This window comes from Trinickia dabaoshanensis, assembly GCF_002879885.1.
Lineage (GTDB): Bacteria > Pseudomonadota > Gammaproteobacteria > Burkholderiales > Burkholderiaceae > Trinickia > Trinickia dabaoshanensis.
In genome coordinates this window covers 65963-82919 of the sequence record NZ_PNYA01000034.1, presented here as the reverse complement: position 1 = coordinate 82919, position 16957 = coordinate 65963, and the positions used below count along the sequence as shown (strand labels likewise).

14 protein-coding genes are annotated in these 16957 nt (G+C 63.6%); 3 read left to right on the top strand and 11 right to left on the bottom strand.

Annotated elements, in window-relative coordinates; genetic code table 11:
* The first annotated feature begins 430 nt into the window (after positions 1-430).
* The gene (locus C0Z18_RS33060) at positions 431-853 is read left to right on the top strand and encodes a hypothetical protein (protein WP_102648759.1); all 423 of its coding nucleotides are present in this window, start codon (positions 431-433) and stop codon (positions 851-853) included.
* 434 nt (positions 854-1287) lie between these two features.
* On the opposite strand, the gene C0Z18_RS28355 is transcribed toward C0Z18_RS33060, so the two are convergent.
* From C0Z18_RS28355 to C0Z18_RS28315, 8 genes are all read right to left on the bottom strand, one after another.
* A complete protein-coding gene (locus tag C0Z18_RS28355; RefSeq protein WP_102648758.1) occupies positions 1288-3393 on the bottom strand; it encodes an ABC transporter ATP-binding protein in 2106 nt (701 codons plus the stop codon).
* Positions 3390-4244: an ABC transporter permease gene (locus tag C0Z18_RS28350; RefSeq protein WP_102648767.1), complete on the bottom strand. Its 855-nt coding sequence runs from the start codon at positions 4242-4244 to the stop codon at positions 3390-3392. The genes C0Z18_RS28355 and C0Z18_RS28350 overlap by 4 nt, the downstream gene beginning before the upstream one ends.
* A gap of 29 nt (positions 4245-4273) precedes the next feature.
* Positions 4274-5284, bottom strand: a complete 1011-nt coding sequence (locus C0Z18_RS28345) for an ABC transporter permease (RefSeq protein WP_102648766.1) — start codon at positions 5282-5284, stop codon at positions 4274-4276.
* A 73-nt stretch (positions 5285-5357) separates the two neighbouring features.
* Complete coding sequence (locus tag C0Z18_RS28340) at positions 5358-7031, bottom strand: ABC transporter substrate-binding protein (protein WP_102648757.1); 1674 nt, start codon at positions 7029-7031, stop codon at positions 5358-5360.
* 245 nt (positions 7032-7276) lie between these two features.
* Positions 7277-9385 carry an elongation factor G gene (fusA, locus tag C0Z18_RS28335; RefSeq protein WP_102648756.1) on the bottom strand — a complete coding sequence of 703 codons (2109 nt, stop codon included), beginning with the start codon at positions 9383-9385 and terminating at the stop codon, positions 7277-7279.
* A 254-nt stretch (positions 9386-9639) separates the two neighbouring features.
* Positions 9640-10146, bottom strand: coding sequence for a DUF192 domain-containing protein (locus tag C0Z18_RS28330; RefSeq protein WP_102648755.1), 507 nt, complete (start codon positions 10144-10146; stop codon positions 9640-9642).
* A gap of 174 nt (positions 10147-10320) precedes the next feature.
* Positions 10321-10518 (bottom strand): hypothetical protein, encoded by a 198-nt coding sequence (locus tag C0Z18_RS28325; protein ID WP_102648754.1) that lies wholly within the window; start codon positions 10516-10518, stop codon positions 10321-10323.
* A 263-nt stretch (positions 10519-10781) separates the two neighbouring features.
* Positions 10782-11363, bottom strand: coding sequence for a pseudouridine synthase (locus C0Z18_RS28315; protein WP_102648752.1), 582 nt, complete (start codon positions 11361-11363; stop codon positions 10782-10784).
* Positions 11364-11768: 405 nt separating this feature from the next.
* Here C0Z18_RS28315 and icd point away from each other — a divergent pair, with 405 nt between their 5' ends.
* Positions 11769-13025, top strand: coding sequence for an NADP-dependent isocitrate dehydrogenase (gene icd / locus C0Z18_RS28310; protein WP_102648751.1), 1257 nt, complete (start codon positions 11769-11771; stop codon positions 13023-13025).
* 123 nt (positions 13026-13148) lie between these two features.
* Here icd and C0Z18_RS28305 read toward each other — a convergent pair whose 3' ends face one another.
* Both C0Z18_RS28305 and C0Z18_RS32805 read right to left on the bottom strand, forming a co-directional pair.
* Entirely contained in the window at positions 13149-13904 is a 756-nt protein-coding gene (locus C0Z18_RS28305) for a hypothetical protein (RefSeq protein WP_102648750.1), read from the bottom strand.
* 180 nt (positions 13905-14084) lie between these two features.
* Positions 14085-14390: a hypothetical protein gene (locus C0Z18_RS32805; RefSeq protein ID WP_146014119.1), complete on the bottom strand. Its 306-nt coding sequence runs from the start codon at positions 14388-14390 to the stop codon at positions 14085-14087.
* On the opposite strand from C0Z18_RS32805, the gene C0Z18_RS28300 reads away from it, so the two are divergent.
* Positions 14389-16173: a cell wall anchor protein gene (locus C0Z18_RS28300; protein ID WP_233217529.1), complete on the top strand. Its 1785-nt coding sequence runs from the start codon at positions 14389-14391 to the stop codon at positions 16171-16173. The genes C0Z18_RS32805 and C0Z18_RS28300 overlap by 2 nt on opposite strands.
* Positions 16174-16313: 140 nt before the next feature.
* On the opposite strand, the gene cspD is transcribed toward C0Z18_RS28300, so the two are convergent.
* On the bottom strand, positions 16314-16520 hold the full coding sequence (cspD, locus tag C0Z18_RS28295; RefSeq protein ID WP_007586257.1) for a cold shock domain-containing protein CspD: 207 nt from the start codon (positions 16518-16520) through the stop codon (positions 16314-16316).
* Between the last annotated feature and the right edge of the window lie 437 nt (positions 16521-16957).

Sequence of the window (16957 nt, the reverse complement as noted above, 5' to 3'; positions counted from 1 at the left end):
ACCCGAGCCACCCGAGCCACCCGAGCCACCCGAGCCGCCAGAGCCGCCAGAGCCGCCGGAGCCGCCAGAGCCGCCGGAGCCGCCGGAGCCGCCGGAGCCGCCAGATCCACCGGAGCCACTGGAGCCGCCAGAGCCACCTGAGCCACCTGAGCCACCTGAGCCACCTGAGCCACCTGAGCTTCCAGATCCACTCGAGCCGCTGCTGCTTCCAGTACCGCCGCTACTGTGTCCAGATCCGCTGCTTCCCGAGCCGCCCGAGCCGCCCGAGCTTCCTGAACTTCCCGAGCTTCCTGAGCTTCCCGAGCTTCCCGAGCCGCCCGAGCTTCCCGAGCCGCCCGAGCCGCCCGAACTCCCACCGCTCCCAGACCCACCGGAACCTCCAGCGCTCCCGCCGTTTCCGCCCTTTCCATTGCCGGGCGCGGCTGCGCCGTTGTTGCCTCCGCGACCGCCGCCGAATGCGCCGCCGCCTATCGATCCGGCGCTGCCGTCGCCGCTTGCGGTGGTGCCGTCCGCTGTTCCGCCGAGGCCGGTCACGGCCGGATCGCTGCTCGGGTCTTGCACGCACCCGGCGCTGCCGGCGCCCGATCGGCAATCTGCCGCGCTAGGCGCATCCGCCGCGTTCGCCGGCGCGCTGACCTTCAGCGACGACGCATCGAACGGCGCCGCCTCGCGCAACTGTCCGCCCGTTGGGGTGCTCGAAACATTCGAGTTCACGGCCTCGGCTTGGATGGCGGCGCTCGATTCCGCGAGCCACCTGCCCATCCCATCCAAGAACGAGCCTGCTTGCGCACCGCCCGCGAGCAAGACGAGCACCGCGCCGGCCGTCGCCTTCAGGACTCCGCGAAATATGTAGGAGTCCTTATTAATTGCCTTGGTCTTCATCGTCATCTCCCCGGCAGGAACGACGATCGAATGTCGTCGTACTCCTGTCGCCCGCAGGCGACCATGGCTGCCCGAGCGCGATCGATGCGGATGTCGCGCGGCACCATGCGTTCGACTGCACGAACGCATGCGCCTCCCGGTCTCGACACCGTACGAGAAACTGCTGCTGGGCCCGCGTCGGTCACGCGGCCATGTGCGTGGAGAATTGCGATAAGCGTGCCATCGCGCGCAATGCCGCGCCACGCTTGAGCGCGCCATCGCATATCCGAAGCGGCAACGAGAAAACCGCGCGGAACGTTTCAAAGCTGAAACGCGCGACCGCAACGCTTATGAGCGGCGCCGCACCATCGCGGGAGCGTCGAGCAAAGCCCCGAGACCCGAGGCAAAAGAACGATCGCCCTTCGTTCAGGCGGTCTGCGTTTCCCGCTGCATCGCGCGCAACTCGTCGATGGGGATATGGCAGCGGATGCGATGGCCCGCGCCCGCGTCGGCGAACGGCGGATCGCGTTCCTCGCACACGGCGCCGAGTTTGCGCGGACACCGCGTATGGAACACGCATCCCGTGGGCGGGGCGGCCGGGCTAGGCGGCTCGCCCGCTAATCGAATGCGTTGCTTTTCGTGCGGACGCGCACTGTCGGGACTCGCGAGCGCCGGCATCGCGGAAAGCAGCGCTTCGGTGTACGGGTGATGCGGACCGGCGAAGACGGCATGGGCCGGACCGATTTCGAGCAGCTTGCCGATGTAGAGCACGGCGATGCGATCGGAGACGTAGCGCACGACATGCAGGTCGTGCGAGATGAACACATAACTGACCCCACGCTCGCGTTGCAAATCGGCGAGCAGGTTCAAGATGGCCGCTTGCACGGAGACATCGAGCGCGGACGTCGGTTCGTCGCATACGACGACGCGAGGGTCGCCCGCGAATGCCCGCGCGATCGCGACGCGCTGTTTCAAGCCCCCGGACAGTTGCCGCGTGCGCGCATCGAGGTAACGCGGCGGTAGCCTGACCGCTTGCGCGAGCGTGGCGAGCCGGGCGCCGTGGGCCGCCCCGCGCAGCGCGCCGAGCTTCGATAGCGCGCGCCCGATCAGCCGCTTGACCGAATGGGCTCGGTTCAAAGCCGAATCGGGGTTTTGAAAAACGATCTGCAACGACTTGACCTGCTCGTCGTCGCGGCGTGCCACGCGCGCGGGCAGGGGCTTGCCGTCCAACTCCAACGTGCCGCCCCGATCCGGTGCGACCAAGCCGACGAGCAGCTTCGCGAGCGTGGTCTTACCGCTGCCCGATTCGCCGACGAGGCCCAGTGTTTCGCCGGCCGCGAGTTCGAGCGACACATCGTCGACGGCGCGCAAGGCGACGCCGGAAGCATCGAACGTCTTCGACAGATGCGCCGCGCGCAACGCGAGCGCTCGATGGGAGCCGCCATCGGCGGACAGGGACGGCGCGAGCACCGGATCGGAGCCGGCGCGCGGCAGGCTGCCGGCCTGCTCGTGATAGTGGCAGCGCGCCATCTGTGGTCCGTGTTCGGCGCCGAATCGATGCGGCGGCGGGGTCTCCCGGCGGCAGCGGTCGTCGGCCAGACGGCAGCGAGCCGCGAACACGCAGCCGGCAACGGCCGCGCCGAGCGGCGGCAACGCGCCGGCGATCGTATCGAGCCGTTCCGTGTCCTTACTGCGCCCGGCTTTCGGCAGGCAGCGCAGCAAGCCGACCGTATAGGGATGACGCGGCGCGCCGAAGACGTCCTCGGTCGAGCCTTCCTCCACGAGCCGCCCCGCGTAGAGCACGCCGACGCGGCTGCACATCCGGCCGATCACGGCGAGGTTATGGCTGATGAACAGCACCGCGGTGCCGGACTCTTCGCGCAGCTTCGCGACGAGATCGAGTACTTCGGCTTCGACGGTCGCATCGAGACCGGTCGTCGGCTCGTCCAGGATCAGGAGCGCCGGTTTCGACGCCAGCGCCATCGCGATCACGACGCGTTGCTGCATGCCGCCCGAAAGCTGATGCGGATAGCAGGTCATCACCCGCTCGGGAGCCGCGATCCGCACTCGGCGCAGCATATCGAGCGCTTGCGCGTAGGCGTCCGGGCGCGAGGCGCCGGCGAGTTCGAAGGCCTCCGATACTTGCCGCCCGATCGTCAACGAAGGATTCAGTGCGCGCGAAGGATCCTGGTAGACCATCGAGACGGTGCGCGCGCGCATCGCGCGCAGATCGTCGGCGGCGAGCGAACTCACCTCGCGGCCGGCGATCGAAATGCGCCCCGCCTTGATCTTGCCGTTGCGCGGCAGGTAGGCCAGGGCGGCCAGCGCGACCGTGGACTTGCCGCAGCCCGATTCGCCGACGAGTCCGTACGCTTCGCCACGGCGCACGCGGAACGTCACGTCGTGCAGCACTTCCCGGTCGCGGCCGCGCACGCGGTAGGCCAAGCTCAAGCCGATGACGGCAAGCGCATCGTCGCCGCTCGGCGACGCGGGCTCGAAGCTCGGGTAGGTGCGGCGTGCTGCGCCCGTCATCGCTCGAATACTCCTTGGACGCTATCGGCGATCAGATTGACGCCGACGACGAGCGAGGCGATCGCCGCCGCATCGAATACGACAGTCCACCACGCCCCGCCCGTCATCAGGGAATAGGACTCGGACAGCGCGAGCCCCCAATCGGCCGAAGGCGGTTGAATGCCGAATCCAAGGAACGAAAGCGTGGCGACGGCGAAGATGGCATAGCCGAGCCGCACGGTGGCCTCGACCATGATCGGCGGCAGTATGTTCGGCAAGATTTCGACGAACATGATGTACGGCGCGCGCTCGCCGCGCAATTGGGCGGCATCGACATAGTCGAGATGGCGCTCGGTGAACACCGCCGCGCGCACGGTGCGCGCCGTGATCGGCGTAAACGTGAGCCCGATGACGAGTACGACGGCCGCGTTCGACGCACCGAGCGCGGCAAGCGCCGCGAGTGCCAGCACGACGAGCGGCAGCGCGAGCAGGGCATCGATCAGGCGGCCGATCAGATTGTCGAGCCATCCCCCGAAATATCCGACGGCGAGGCCCAAAGCCGTGCCCGCGAATGTGCCGACGAGCGTGGCGAGCGGCGCGATCGTGAGAATGTCGCGCGCGCCGACGATCACACGCGAGAACACATCGCGGCCGAGTTGATCGGTGCCGAACCAGTGCGCGCGGCTCGGCGCAAGCAGCGAATTGAGCGGATCGGAGGCGAACGGGTCCAGCGGTACCAGCAGCGGACCGAAGATCGCGCATACGATCCAAACGAGGACGATGGCTACGCCGATGACGAAGCTCGGCGAGCGGGCTAGCGCGCGCAGCGTCTCGAAGCGGGGCGTTTGCAGCGCTCGCTCGCCGGCCGCCATCGTGTCACGCGACGAATCGACGGCCTGATTCATGCGGCGCCCCCTACCCGCATGCGCGGATCGAGCATGACGATGAGCGCGTCGGCGACGAGATTGGCGAGCATATACACCACGCCGACGGTGAGCACGCCCGCTTCGAGCATCGGGAAATCTTTGGCGGTGGCGGCGTTATAGATCAGCGAGCCGATGCCCTGGTAGTGGAACAGCGTCTCGACGACAACGAGCCCGCCCACCATATACCCGAGTTGCGTGGCGGCCACGGTAATCGTGGGCGTCAGCGCATTGGGCAGCACATGGCGGACGATGACGACTCGCCGAGGCAGACCCTTGAGCACGGCCGTGCGTGTGTAGTCGGCATCGAGCGCCTCCGCCGTCCCGGCGCGCGCCATGCGCGCGATGTAACCGAAGAAGACGAACACGAGCGGCAGCGCGGGCAGAATCAGATGCCGCAGCGCCGTCAGCGCACCCGCATCGTCGGGGTAGCCCGCCTCGCTCGGCAGCCAGCGCAGCCAAATGCCGAAGATCAGAATCAGCGTGATCGACGAAACGAACTCGGGCACGACCGTGGCGGATAGGCCCACGATCATGATCGCGCGGTCGAGCCAGCGTCCCGCGTGCAGCGCGGCCCATACCCCGGCCGAAATGGCGAGCGGTACGACGATAGCGAACGCGAGGGCGCCGAGCTCGGCCGAACGCAATAGCGCATCGCCGACGAAGGGCGCGACGGGCGATCGATACGCGTACGACATCCCCATGTCGCCGCGCACGAACCGGCCGATCCATTGCGCGTATTGGACGAGCACCGGCCGGTCTACGCCGAGTTGATGATCGAGCGTGGCGACGGCGCGCGCATCGGCGAGCGGACCGAGAATCGCGCGGCCGATATCGCCGGGCAGCAATTGGCCGAGCGCGAACACGATGATCGACAGCAGCCACAGCGTGACGAGCGACAACGCGAGCCTGCCGGCGAGAAAGCGAACGACGCGCGCCGCGTTGCCGCGCGCGGCACGGGGACGAAACGCTAGAGCGGGATCGGAGATCGGCACAGTGATCGAAGTACCCTCATTCCAGTGAAAAGCTTCGACGCTCGACGACGCCCCTGCGCGCAAGCGCTCAGGCCGTCAATCGAGCGCGGTCGAAATACATCTGCGAAATGGCCGTGAATCGCACGCCCGTCAGATTCTTGCGCGTCGCGACGAGCTGATCGAAGAAGTACGGAATGATCATCGGCGTTTCGTCGAGCAACAGTCTTTCTATCTCTCCCGCGATCTTCTTTTGCGAGGCGACGTCGAGCGCGGCCACGAATTGGCCGACGAGTTTGTCGTATTGCGGATTGGCGAAATGGGCGGCGTTCCATGCGCCGCCGCTCACGAGCGGTGCGTTCAAGAACAGATTGGGCACGCCGCGATGGCCGTAATCGGTGATGCCGAGCGGCGCATCGAGCCAATCGGAACTGCCGAAGGTGCCCTTGCCGTAATACTGCCCTTGGCTTTCGACTTTCAGCGAGAGGTTGATGCCGATGGCCTTGGCCTCGTTTTGCAAGACGACGGCGAGATCGGGAATCTCCATGAATTTTTCGGTGGTCAGCGTGGCGGCGAAACCGTTGGGATGACCCGCTTGCGCCAGCAATTTCTTCGCCTGGGCGATGTCGAGGTGCCGCTGCGCCACCGATGCATCGGTCGAAGGAAAGATCGGCGCGAACGGGCTATCGTTGCCGACCGCGGCGCGCCCCTTGAACAGTCCGCGCACGAGCACGTCGCGATCGACGGCGAGCGCAAGCGCCTGCCGGACGCGCTTGTCGTGGAAAGGCGCCATGTCGCAGCGCATGTGGATTTGGCGATGCGCGCTCGATTTCACGCCCTGCACGGTAAATTCGGGATTGTTCAAAATGCCCAGCCCGCCTTGTACCGTCAGATCGCCCATGACGTCGGCTTGGCGCCCCTGCAATGCGAGGATTTGCGCCTGCTGATCGGCATAAAACACGAATTGCACACGGGCCGGCAGTGCTTTTTCTCCCCAGTAGTCGGCGTTGCGAACGAACGAGGCACCGCGTTTGGCTTCATAACGCTCGAGCTTGAACGGCCCCGTGCCGATGAAGCTTTGCTCGTAATCGCCTCCCGCGCCGGCCGGCAAGATCACCGCGTTGTAGTTGTCCGAGGATACGTAGTAGGGGAAATTGCCGTTCGGCGCATCGAGGTGGAACGCGACGGTGCGCTCATCGACGACTCGCGCGCCGCCTTTCGAGAGCACGCCCTTGAAGACCGATAGCGCGGCCGATCCGCTCGCCGGGTCGGCGAGGCGATCGAACGTGGCGGCGACGTCTTTCGCGCCCAGTACCCGGCCATCGTGGAACTTCACGTTCGGCCGCAGCTTGAACGTCCATACGTCGCCCTTCTCGTTGGCGCTCCACGAGAGCGCCAAGGCGGGCGTGAGCGTCGAGTGTTCACCCGCATCGTTGACGAGGAATTCGCCCGTCTGCGCGATGAGGCATAAGCCTGCGGCATCGGCCACCGTCAGCGGATCGACGCGGCCCGCGGGCGTCAAATGGGCGACGCGTATGGTCGCGTTCGCGCCGGCGGTTGCGCTTTGCGCACGTGCGCGACCCGGTGCGACGAGCGTGCCGGCGGCGAGCACGACGCTCGAACACCCGAGTACGCTCGCGTGGCGCAGCAAGTCGCGCCGCGAGATCCGTCGCGCGAGATATTCGTCGATGGCGTGATTGCCGAGTTCCCCGGCATCGCGGCGGACGGCGTCCAAGGCGAGGGCAAGCGCAGCGGGTATTTTCATCGGGCGTTTCCGGTTCGTGTAGGGGCGCGTGAAATGAAGCGGCGCGGCGGCGACGAGCGGTACTGCGACGACAATAGCCGTTGCAGTTTAACGCGAAGCGGCGGGCACGCGGCTGCTGCGATGCGCGAGCCCGCGCCTGCGTCGCGGGCCGCCATGCATATAAAAAAAGCCCGCCGGGGTGCGGCGCCCCGACAGGCTCGACAATTGCGGCTCCGGCGCGCGCACCGGAGCCGATTGGCTCTGCGTTACTTCGCCTTTGCGTTGACGATGCCCTCGGACACGTTGTTCGGCGTTTCGGCGTAATGCTTGAATTCCATCGTATAGGTGGCGCGCCCTTGCGTGAGCGAGCGCAGCGACGTCGAATAGCCGAACATCTCCGCGAGCGGCACTTCGGCGCGAATCACCTTGCCGCCGCCGCCCGCGATATCTTCCATGCCCTGCACGATGCCGCGCCGGCCCGAGAGGTCGCCCATGACGTTGCCCATGAAATCCTCGGGCGTTTCCACCTCGACGGCCATCATCGGTTCGAGCAGCACGGGCTTGGCGCGCCGCATGCCTTCCTTGAAGGCCATCGAGCCGGCCATGCGGAAGGCGTTTTCGTTCGAATCGACGTCGTGGTACGAACCGAACGTGAGCGTCACCTTGATGTCCACCACCGGATAGCCCGCGAGCACGCCGCTCTTGAGCGTCTCTTGAATACCCTTGTCGACAGCCGGAATGTACTCGCGCGGCACGACGCCGCCCTTGATGGCGTCGACGAACTCGTAGCCCTTGCCGGGCGGCTGCGGTTCGAGCTTGATGACGACGTGACCGTACTGACCGCGCCCGCCCGATTGCTTGACGAACTTGCCTTCGACGTCCTCTGCGCTGGTGCGGATCGTTTCGCGGTAGGCGACTTGCGGCTTGCCGACCGTTGCTTCGACGTTGAACTCGCGCTTCATCCGGTCGACGAGAATTTCGAGGTGCAGCTCGCCCATCCCGGAGATGATCGTCTGCCCCGATTCCTCATCCGTTTGCACGCGGAACGACGGATCTTCTTGCGCCAGGCGATTGAGCGCGATGCCCATCTTCTCCTGGTCGGCCTTGGTCTTCGGCTCCACGGCCTGCGAGATCACGGGCTCGGGGAAGATCATCCGCTCGAGAATGATCGGATTGGCCGGGTCGCACAGCGTGTCGCCCGTGGTCGCTTCCTTCAGGCCGACGGCAGCGGCGATGTCGCCCGCGTAGACCTCTTTGATCTCCTTGCGGTCGTTGGCGTGCATCTGCAAGATCCGGCCAACGCGTTCCTTCTTGTTCTTGGTCGAATTCAGGACGGTATCGCCCGAATTGACGATGCCCGAGTAGACGCGGAAAAAGATCAACTGCCCAACGAACGGGTCGGTCATGATCTTGAAGGCCAGCGCGGAGAACGGCTCTTCGTCGCTCGGGTGACGTTCGGCTTCCTTGTCGTCTTCGTCGTGTCCGAGAATGGCCGGCACGTCGATGGGCGAGGGCAGGTAATCGATGACGGCATCGAGCATGGCCTGCACGCCCTTGTTCTTGAACGCGCTGCCGCACAGCATCGGCACGATCTCGTTGGCGATCGTGCGCTTGCGCAACCCGCCCTTGATCTCGGCTTCGGTCAGCGAGGTATGGTCGTTCAAATACTTCTCGAGCAACTCCTCGCTCGCTTCGGCGGCGGCTTCGACCATCTTTTCGCGCCACTCGTCGGCGGTCGCGCGCAGGTTCTCGGGGATGTCCTGGTACTCGAACTTCACGCCCTGGCTTTCCTCATCCCAGATGATCGCTTTCATCTTGACGAGATCGATCACGCCTTGGAAATGCTCCTCCGCGCCGACCGGAATTTGAATCGGTACGGCTACACCCTTCAGGCGCTCGCCGATTTGACGCTGGACGCGGAAAAAGTCGGCGCCCACGCGGTCCATCTTATTGACGAACGCGATGCGCGGCACCTTGTACTTATTGGCTTGGCGCCAGACCGTCTCCGATTGCGGCTGCACGCCGCCCACGGAGTCGTAGACCATGCAGGCGCCGTCGAGCACGCGCATCGAGCGTTCGACCTCGATGGTGAAGTCGACGTGACCCGGGGTATCGATGATGTTGATGCGGTGTTCCGGATAGTTGCCGGCCATGCCTTTCCAGAACGCCGTCGTCGCGGCCGACGTGATCGTGATGCCGCGCTCTTGCTCCTGCTCCATCCAATCCATCACGGCCGCGCCCTCGTGCACCTCGCCGATTTTATGGCTCACGCCCGTGTAAAACAGGATGCGCTCGGTAGTCGTGGTTTTGCCTGCGTCGATATGAGCGCTGATGCCGATGTTCCGATAGCGCTCGATGGGAGTCTTGCGGGGCACGTCGATCTCCTTGGATTGTTGGCCGCGAACGCCGGGGCATGCTTACCCACCACGCCACCACGCGCGGCGCGTGCGATGTTGCAGACCTAGAAGCATAGCGCTTGCCCGCTCGTTTTGCATGACAGCTGCTCGGCACGGCGAAAAGGCCGCATCGCCGGCGGCTCGGGGCAAGGATCGCAGGGAGGAGGCGGGGCCGCTCGGTCGACGTCGGGGCGGGGCGGCCGAGGCTGCTACCGAGGCAACTACTGAGGCAACTACTGAGGCTGCGGCAGCCCTTGGATCTTCGTGCCGGGGCGAATGCCCTTGGCGGTGAACCAGCCCTTGCTCATTTCGAGGGCATAGGTGCCGTTGTTGCGCGGGCAATGATTGTTGGTCGTCTCCGCCTGCATTTCGTCGATGTCGGTGATCGTGCCGTCGGCGCGGATGAAGGCGATCGAGAGCGGGATCAGCGTGTTCTTCATCCAAAAGCAGTGAACCGCGTTTTCATTGAAGACGAACAGCATGCCTTCATTCGGTGCGAGTTGGGTTCGGTACATCAGGCCTTGCTCGCGGTCGGGGTCGTTGGCCGCGACGGCCGCATCGATCACGAACATCCCGGCCGTGAGCTTCACGCGCGGGAACGCCTCGGGCGGTTTGGCGCCGGCGGGCATGGTTTGCGCGGCGGCCGTGATGGCCGAAAACGGTGCGGCCACTAGGGCGCCGGCGGGCAAAGCGAGGGCAAGCGCTACGCGCGCCATCCACGAGCGAAACGAAAATCGCACGACACCACTCCTTTTCGACGACGAGAAATCAGCGCATGTTACGCGAGCCGGCGCGGGCAATGCAAAGCCGGTGCGCATGAAAAAGAAAAAGGCAGGCGCCTTGCGGTCACCTGCCTTTCAACGCCGTAAAGAACGGCAGTATTGCTAGTTCTTGACTGCGTCTTTACAACAAACTTACTCCGAAGCGCCCGAAGCGGCTTCAGCAGCCTTCGCCTTCTTGGCGTGGTGCTTCTTGACTGCGTGGTGCTTAGCAGCCTTCTTTTCCATCTTGGCAGCCGGAGCAGCAGCCGAAGCGGCTTCCGGAGCCGAAGCTTGTGCGAAAGCAGCCGTTGCGAACAGGCCAGCGACCAGAGCGGCGATGATTTTGCTCATTTGTAAATCCTCAGCTTTAGTTAATTAACCAAATGACCCGGTCAATGAGTCAAGTCGGTAAACGTGCCATCCACCTTTCGGTTGACAGCCGCATCAAACAATTTTGCCGACGCGTCTGCGGGCACTCGGGTCGACGTCTCATATCGCGGAACGATACGGTCGGCGGCTGCCGAAGGCCAATGCCGGATAGCTTCGTGCGGCATCTGCGTCGGATAACGCGCGACGCGCTCGGACGGTTGACGCATTTTTTTCGAATTTCCGGATTAACGCACCGTTCGCGGCAAGCCGTCCCAGGGGGCGCGCGGCGGCAGGTCGCACCACTCGCCGGGCGCGAGGCCGAGGGCGAACAGATCGAGCTTGCCGATGGCGACGCGTACGAGCCGCAGCGTGGGAAAGCCGACGGCGGCGGTCATGCGGCGCACTTGGCGATTCTTGCCTTCGGCGAGCGCGATTTCGATCCAACCGGTGGGAATCGCGGCGCGGTAGCGGATGGGCGGCACGCGTGGCCAGAGCGCGGCAGGCTCCTCGATGAGCCGTACCTGACACGGGCGTGTCACGTAATCGCCCAAGTCGACCCCGGACGCGAGCCGAGCGAGCGCCGCTCGATCGGGCGCGCCTTCCACCTGCGCCCAGTAGCGTTTGACGAGTTTGTGACGGGGTTCGGCGATGCGCGCTTGCAACGCGCCGTCGTCCGTCAGCAAAAGCAGCCCTTCGCTGTCGGCGTCGAGGCGGCCCGCCGGATAGACGCCGGGCACATCCACCCAATCGCCGAGCGAAGCGCGCGTCTCGTGCGCCGAGAATTGGCAGATCGTGCCGAACGGTTTGTTGAGAGCGATGAGACGCATGACGGAAGGACTCGAACGAAGCAGTGACGAACGTGCGCGCGGGTACGCTCGCGCGGTTTGCGCCCGCCGCCTCTATGGCAAATGGCGGAATCTTAATGCATAATACGGAATGCCCAAGTCTTTTGTCTTATATAAGACTGAAGACTGACCCTCTCGCTACCGTGGTTCTGCCGCGGGTCGCGAGAGCGGCGGTTCGCAACGTGCCCGAAGCGGTGCAAGCAAGCCGCCGCCAATCCGACGTGGGCTAGAATAGCCATCCAGCCGCGTTCGTACTTGAGCCGATGGAGCGCGCCGAACCGAGGATTGGGCAAGTGCTGCGGCACGAGCGCTCGGGAAGGATATGAGCCCGCTTGCGCATTACCGCATCACTGCTTTCCACCCGCACAGCCAACACTGGAGTCGATCATGCCGTATCAGCACATCAAGGTTCCGACGGGCGGTGACAAGATCACCGTCAACGCGGACTTTTCGCTCAACGTTTCCGACCAGCCCATCATTCCGTACATCGAGGGTGACGGCACGGGCTTCGACATCACGCCGGTGATGATCAAGGTCGTCGATGCGGCGGTCGAGAAAGCATACAGCGGCAAGCGCAAGATCCACTGGATGGAAATCTACGCGGGCGAGAAGGCGACGAAGATCTACGGTCCGGACGTCTGGCTGCCCGAAGAAACGCTGCAAGTCCTGAAGGACTACGTCGTGTCGATCAAGGGTCCGCTGACGACGCCGGTCGGCGGCGGCATTCGCTCGCTGAACGTGGCGCTGCGTCAAGAGCTGGACCTGTACGTCTGCTTGCGTCCGGTGCAGTACTTCAAGGGCGTGCCCTCGCCGGTACGCGAGCCGGAAAAGACGAACATGGTGATCTTCCGCGAGAACTCGGAAGACATCTACGCCGGCATCGAATGGGCGGCGGAGTCGGAGCAGGCGAAGAAGGTCATCAAGTTCCTGCGCGAAGAAATGGGCGTGAAGAAGATCCGCTTCCCGGAAACGTCGGGTATCGGCGTGAAGCCCGTTTCGCGCGAAGGCACGGAGCGTCTCGTGCGCAAGGCGATCCAGTACGCGATCGACAATGACCGCCGCTCGGTCACGCTCGTGCACAAGGGCAACATCATGAAATTCACGGAAGGCGCGTTCCGCGATGCCGGCTATGCGTTGGCGCAGAAGGAATTCGGCGCCGAGCTGATCGACGGCGGCCCGTGGATGAAGTTCAAGAACCCGAAGACGGGCAACGAGATCGTCGTGAAGGACGTGATCGCCGATGCGTTCTTGCAGCAGATCCTGCTGCGTCCGGCCGAATACGACGTGATCGCCACGCTGAACCTGAACGGCGACTACATCTCGGACGCGCTGGCGGCGCAAGTCGGCGGCATCGGCATCGCGCCGGGCGCGAACTTGTCCGATTCCGTCGCGATGTTCGAAGCGACGCACGGCACGGCACCGAAGTACGCGGGTAAGGACTACGTGAACCCGGGTTCGGAAATCCTGTCGGCTGAAATGATGCTGCGTCACCTGGGCTGGACGGAAGCGGCCGACGTCATCATCGCGTCGATGGAAAAGTCGATCCTGCAAAAGCGCGTCACGTACGACTTCGCACGCCTGATGGAAGGCGCGACGCAAGTGTCGTGCTCGGGCTTCGGTCAGGTGTTGATCGAAAATATGTAAGCGGTATTGCCGGCGCTATCCGTTAGTGCTCGGCGGTCTCGGAAAAAAGCCGATAGGTCAGTGATCTATCGGCTTTTTTACTGCGCGCGTTCATGCTGTGCCGCGAATCAGAGGTTTTTCGAGTTAGGCATAGTGCGCGACATTGCGATTGGACGTATTGCACGCGTTGCATAGGGGGCGAAGATTGACGACATGGTGCAGGCATGCCTTGTCCAAGTCCCCGCTGTCAACGAAGCCCCCCCAGTCGGCGATCGTGAAGTAGATCTGCCCGACGTTGTTGAGCGTGTACTTTTTCCGCAGCGGAGCGTTGGCTCTGCCGGCAACGCCGCCGACATTGCCCATATGCACGTTGCGAACGCCATCGCCTTTCGGCCCGTCAGGATCGCCTTTCGTCAACCCGAGCGCTCGAAATAATTTACATGTCGCCTCCACGGGGTTTCCTTCTTGCGGACGCTGATGATCGATCGTGATATTGCGCGTTGGCAATACGAGTTCGCAGTCGAAGCAAGGCACGGAATCGACCGCGGGCTTGATGGTGGGGGTATTGGACGGATCGATGTACTGCAGGGCCCTCGCGGCGACGTTGTAGAACGCGCGCCATTGCGCGTTGTAGATCACGTCGCGATAGCTTCCCGGCGTGAATGAGCCATCCTCGATGAACCGGACGAACTGGACCATTTGCGCTTGTGTTACCGAGGCGGCGGGAGCGGCGGGCACCCATGGCGTACCGGTCCCGCCCGGTTGTGTTTGGAGTACGGCGGTGGTGCTGTTCGCGGCAATATGAATACGGCGATCATCTATCGTCGTCTCGCGACCTTCAACGATCGTAGCCACCCGGTAGTCGCGAGGATAATGTTTGGGATTCAGGCGATGCACCATGGATTGGAATGACATATTTCCTCCGTTAGCGGATGGCGCGGCATATTAGGCGATCTCATGTATCCGCGATGATCTTACCGTCTGCACGAGCCTGTCCGGTAAGGCAAACGTTTCCGCTTCGAGTCTATCCATCAGCCGGCATTCCCTTTCGATTTCATTTCGGCTCCGAGATAAAAAAATTCAAGAAAACCAGCCCAAGGACGTTAACGCCTTTCGTCGGCGCACAAAGCGACTGACGGTGTGCCGATAACAAACCGAGACTGAAAACAAAAGGGCAAATAAATTGAAAACAATTTGTAATTCCGGGGCTGCAAAGTTCAGCTTGTGCGCATCGCTGATCGCGGTGCTTGCAGCTTGCGGTGGTGGCGGGGGCAGTGGTTCGACGTCGAGCACTTCGGGTACGTCGGCATCGACGGTTGCGGCATCGTCGATGAGCGGAACGGTTGCAATCGGCAACGCATTGAGCGGTGCCTCGGTCACGGTCATGGACTCGACCGGTAAAACGGTTTCGACGACGAGCGACGGCAACGGCAGCTATAGCATCCAACTCACGGGGCTGACCTCGCCGCTGCTCATTACGGCAGCCGATTCGAGCGGCGCCAGTTCGACCTTGTACTCGATCGTGGCGAGCACCACGACGAACGGTGCCACGTCGATCACGGCCAACGTGACGACGCTCACGACAGCGGTGGCGGCCGAGCTGACCGATAGCGGCAACCCGGGCGATCTCGCATCGACGACGGCATTGAGTTCCGTTTCGCCCTCGGCGGTGAGCGCCGCGGTGACGCAACTCAATACGTCGCTCACGCCGATTCTGAATCAGTACAACCTTTCGCCTGCAACGTTCGATCCGATCGGCGGCAAATTCACGCCCGACCAGACGGGGGCGGACGCAGTCATCGATTCCGTCGAAATCGCTCCGTCCGCGAGCGGTACCGGCTTGCAACTATCGAGCGTGGCCGACCCCAACACGGTCGTACCGCTCAAGCGCAATGGCGGCACCGCGCCGACCCTGGCCGCGCCCGCACAAAAAGCCGACTACCTCGCTTCGCTCGTGCAATCGCTCGGTCAGTGTATTGCGAAGAACGCGACTGCCTGCTCGAGCGCGATCGATGCCAACTATCTGAACGACGGTTACACGTCGATGCAGATTCGGCATGGTGGCCTGTTCAATGCGAAAAGTTTGATCGGCGTCAAGACAGTCGCATTCTTGCCGGCTGGGACGCTCTCGGCGATCAGCAATCAAGCCGCGCTCGTGTACTTCCTCTACATCGGCGCGAACGGCATGCCGAACTTCGCGAGCGACTTCGTGCAGAAGCTGCCGAACGGCACCTGGGACATCATCGGCAACCAGGAGCAATACGATGTGTATATCGCATCGTTCGTCGGTCGCAAGCAATTCACCGATGCAGCCGATGCGAACAACGGCCGCCTCGAATCGGGGATCGACATTCAGATCCCGCAAGCGTTGTTCATCGGCGGGGTTCAGACGAACGTCGGTTCGGCGCTCGTGCAAGGGCCGGGTATCAGCGGTAATGGGCTCTATATGCTCAATACGGCATCGGGCCTGGGCAACGCCGCGTATGACCTGACGATTCCATCCACCGCGCTGACGGGGCCGTGGACCGGCTGTGCAACTTGCGCTCAGTCGAACGGCACCACTTCGTCCTACAAGTGGGACTGGGTGTCGCTCACGGGCGGGACGAGTGCGTTCGCACCGAACGGCGCGGCCGACTACACGCCGCAGCCGATCAACGTCGCATCGTTGCCGCAACACGGGGTGTACACGGTGACGCTGTTCGACACGACCGGCACGCGAATCGGTCAGCCGGTCCAAGTGATGAACATCGCGCCGAACGTGGCGGCGGCGGCCGGCGCGCTCGTGCCGTGGCAGACGCTCGGCAGCGACGTGATCGCGAACTTCCTCACGCCGGGCGGCTCCGCGGCTACGGCGCCCCAAGCGACGGTCGCGCTCGATTGGACCGCGCCGGCGTTGATGGCGCATTGGGCCAAGCCGAATTTCGGCGTGTCGATCGGTGCGGTCACCGCCGCGACGGCCGCCTCGCCGCAAGAGGCGTACTACAACAACAACTACGTGACGGTGCCGGCCGTGGACGTTGCGGGCACGTATTCCGAAACGTTCGTGCCGTCGATCTCGGGCCGCAGCGCCACGACCGAGGGCCTGAACGCGGAAGCCTCGCGTTTCGTCAAGCTCGGCTGGCAAGCCGACGGCGTGTACTTCAGCAATATCTGGGTTTATAAAAACTAATCGGATGTCGTAACCCGCGTGCGCCGGCGGCTGGAATCTTCCGGTCGCCGGCACGCGCGGACCGGGTACGAGGCGCGCACGCGGAAATAAAAAAACCCGGCCGAAGCCGGGTTTTCATGGGCGCTGCTGTCGAATCAGTCTTAAGCTGCGGACTGAATGTTCGACGCTTGCTTGCCCTTCGGTCCTTGCACGACCTCGAAGCTCACCTTCTGACCTTCCTTGAGCGTTTTGAAACCGTTCATCTGGATGGCCGAGAAGTGCGCAAACAGATCCTCACCGCCTTCATCCGGCGTGATGAATCCGAAGCCTTTCGCGTCATTGAACCATTTGACCGTACCAGTTGCCATACCAACTTCCCCTGTAACTCATGTCCCACGAGCATGCTCGAAAAGCTCGACAGCCGCTTTACGCGGCCGCCCCCTCCGCACTAGCTCACCTCGGCATTTTTTTTCTTGTCCCACTTCTTGCGGCTACTGAAAAAAAGTGCCAGCTTGATTGTTGGATCTCTTTAACCGAGTGTCAAGTGGTTTTTGAGATGTTGCCTGGAGCGTTGCGTCGAGTGATGGGTTTCAGGGTTTCTCCCGCTTTCCTTTTGTGCGCTAGCGCAAGCGGTGGGGCTTGAAAAGTCGCATAATCGACTCAGATAGACTCGGCGTGGCCTCGGGCCGTGGCGCGTAAGCTGCTTCGATGCGGTGTCGGGAAAGTCGGCACGCTATGTGCGATACTCGAATCGGCCGCGACGCTCGGCCGCGCGCGAAGGACGCGGCGGCGGGGCACGGCGAGG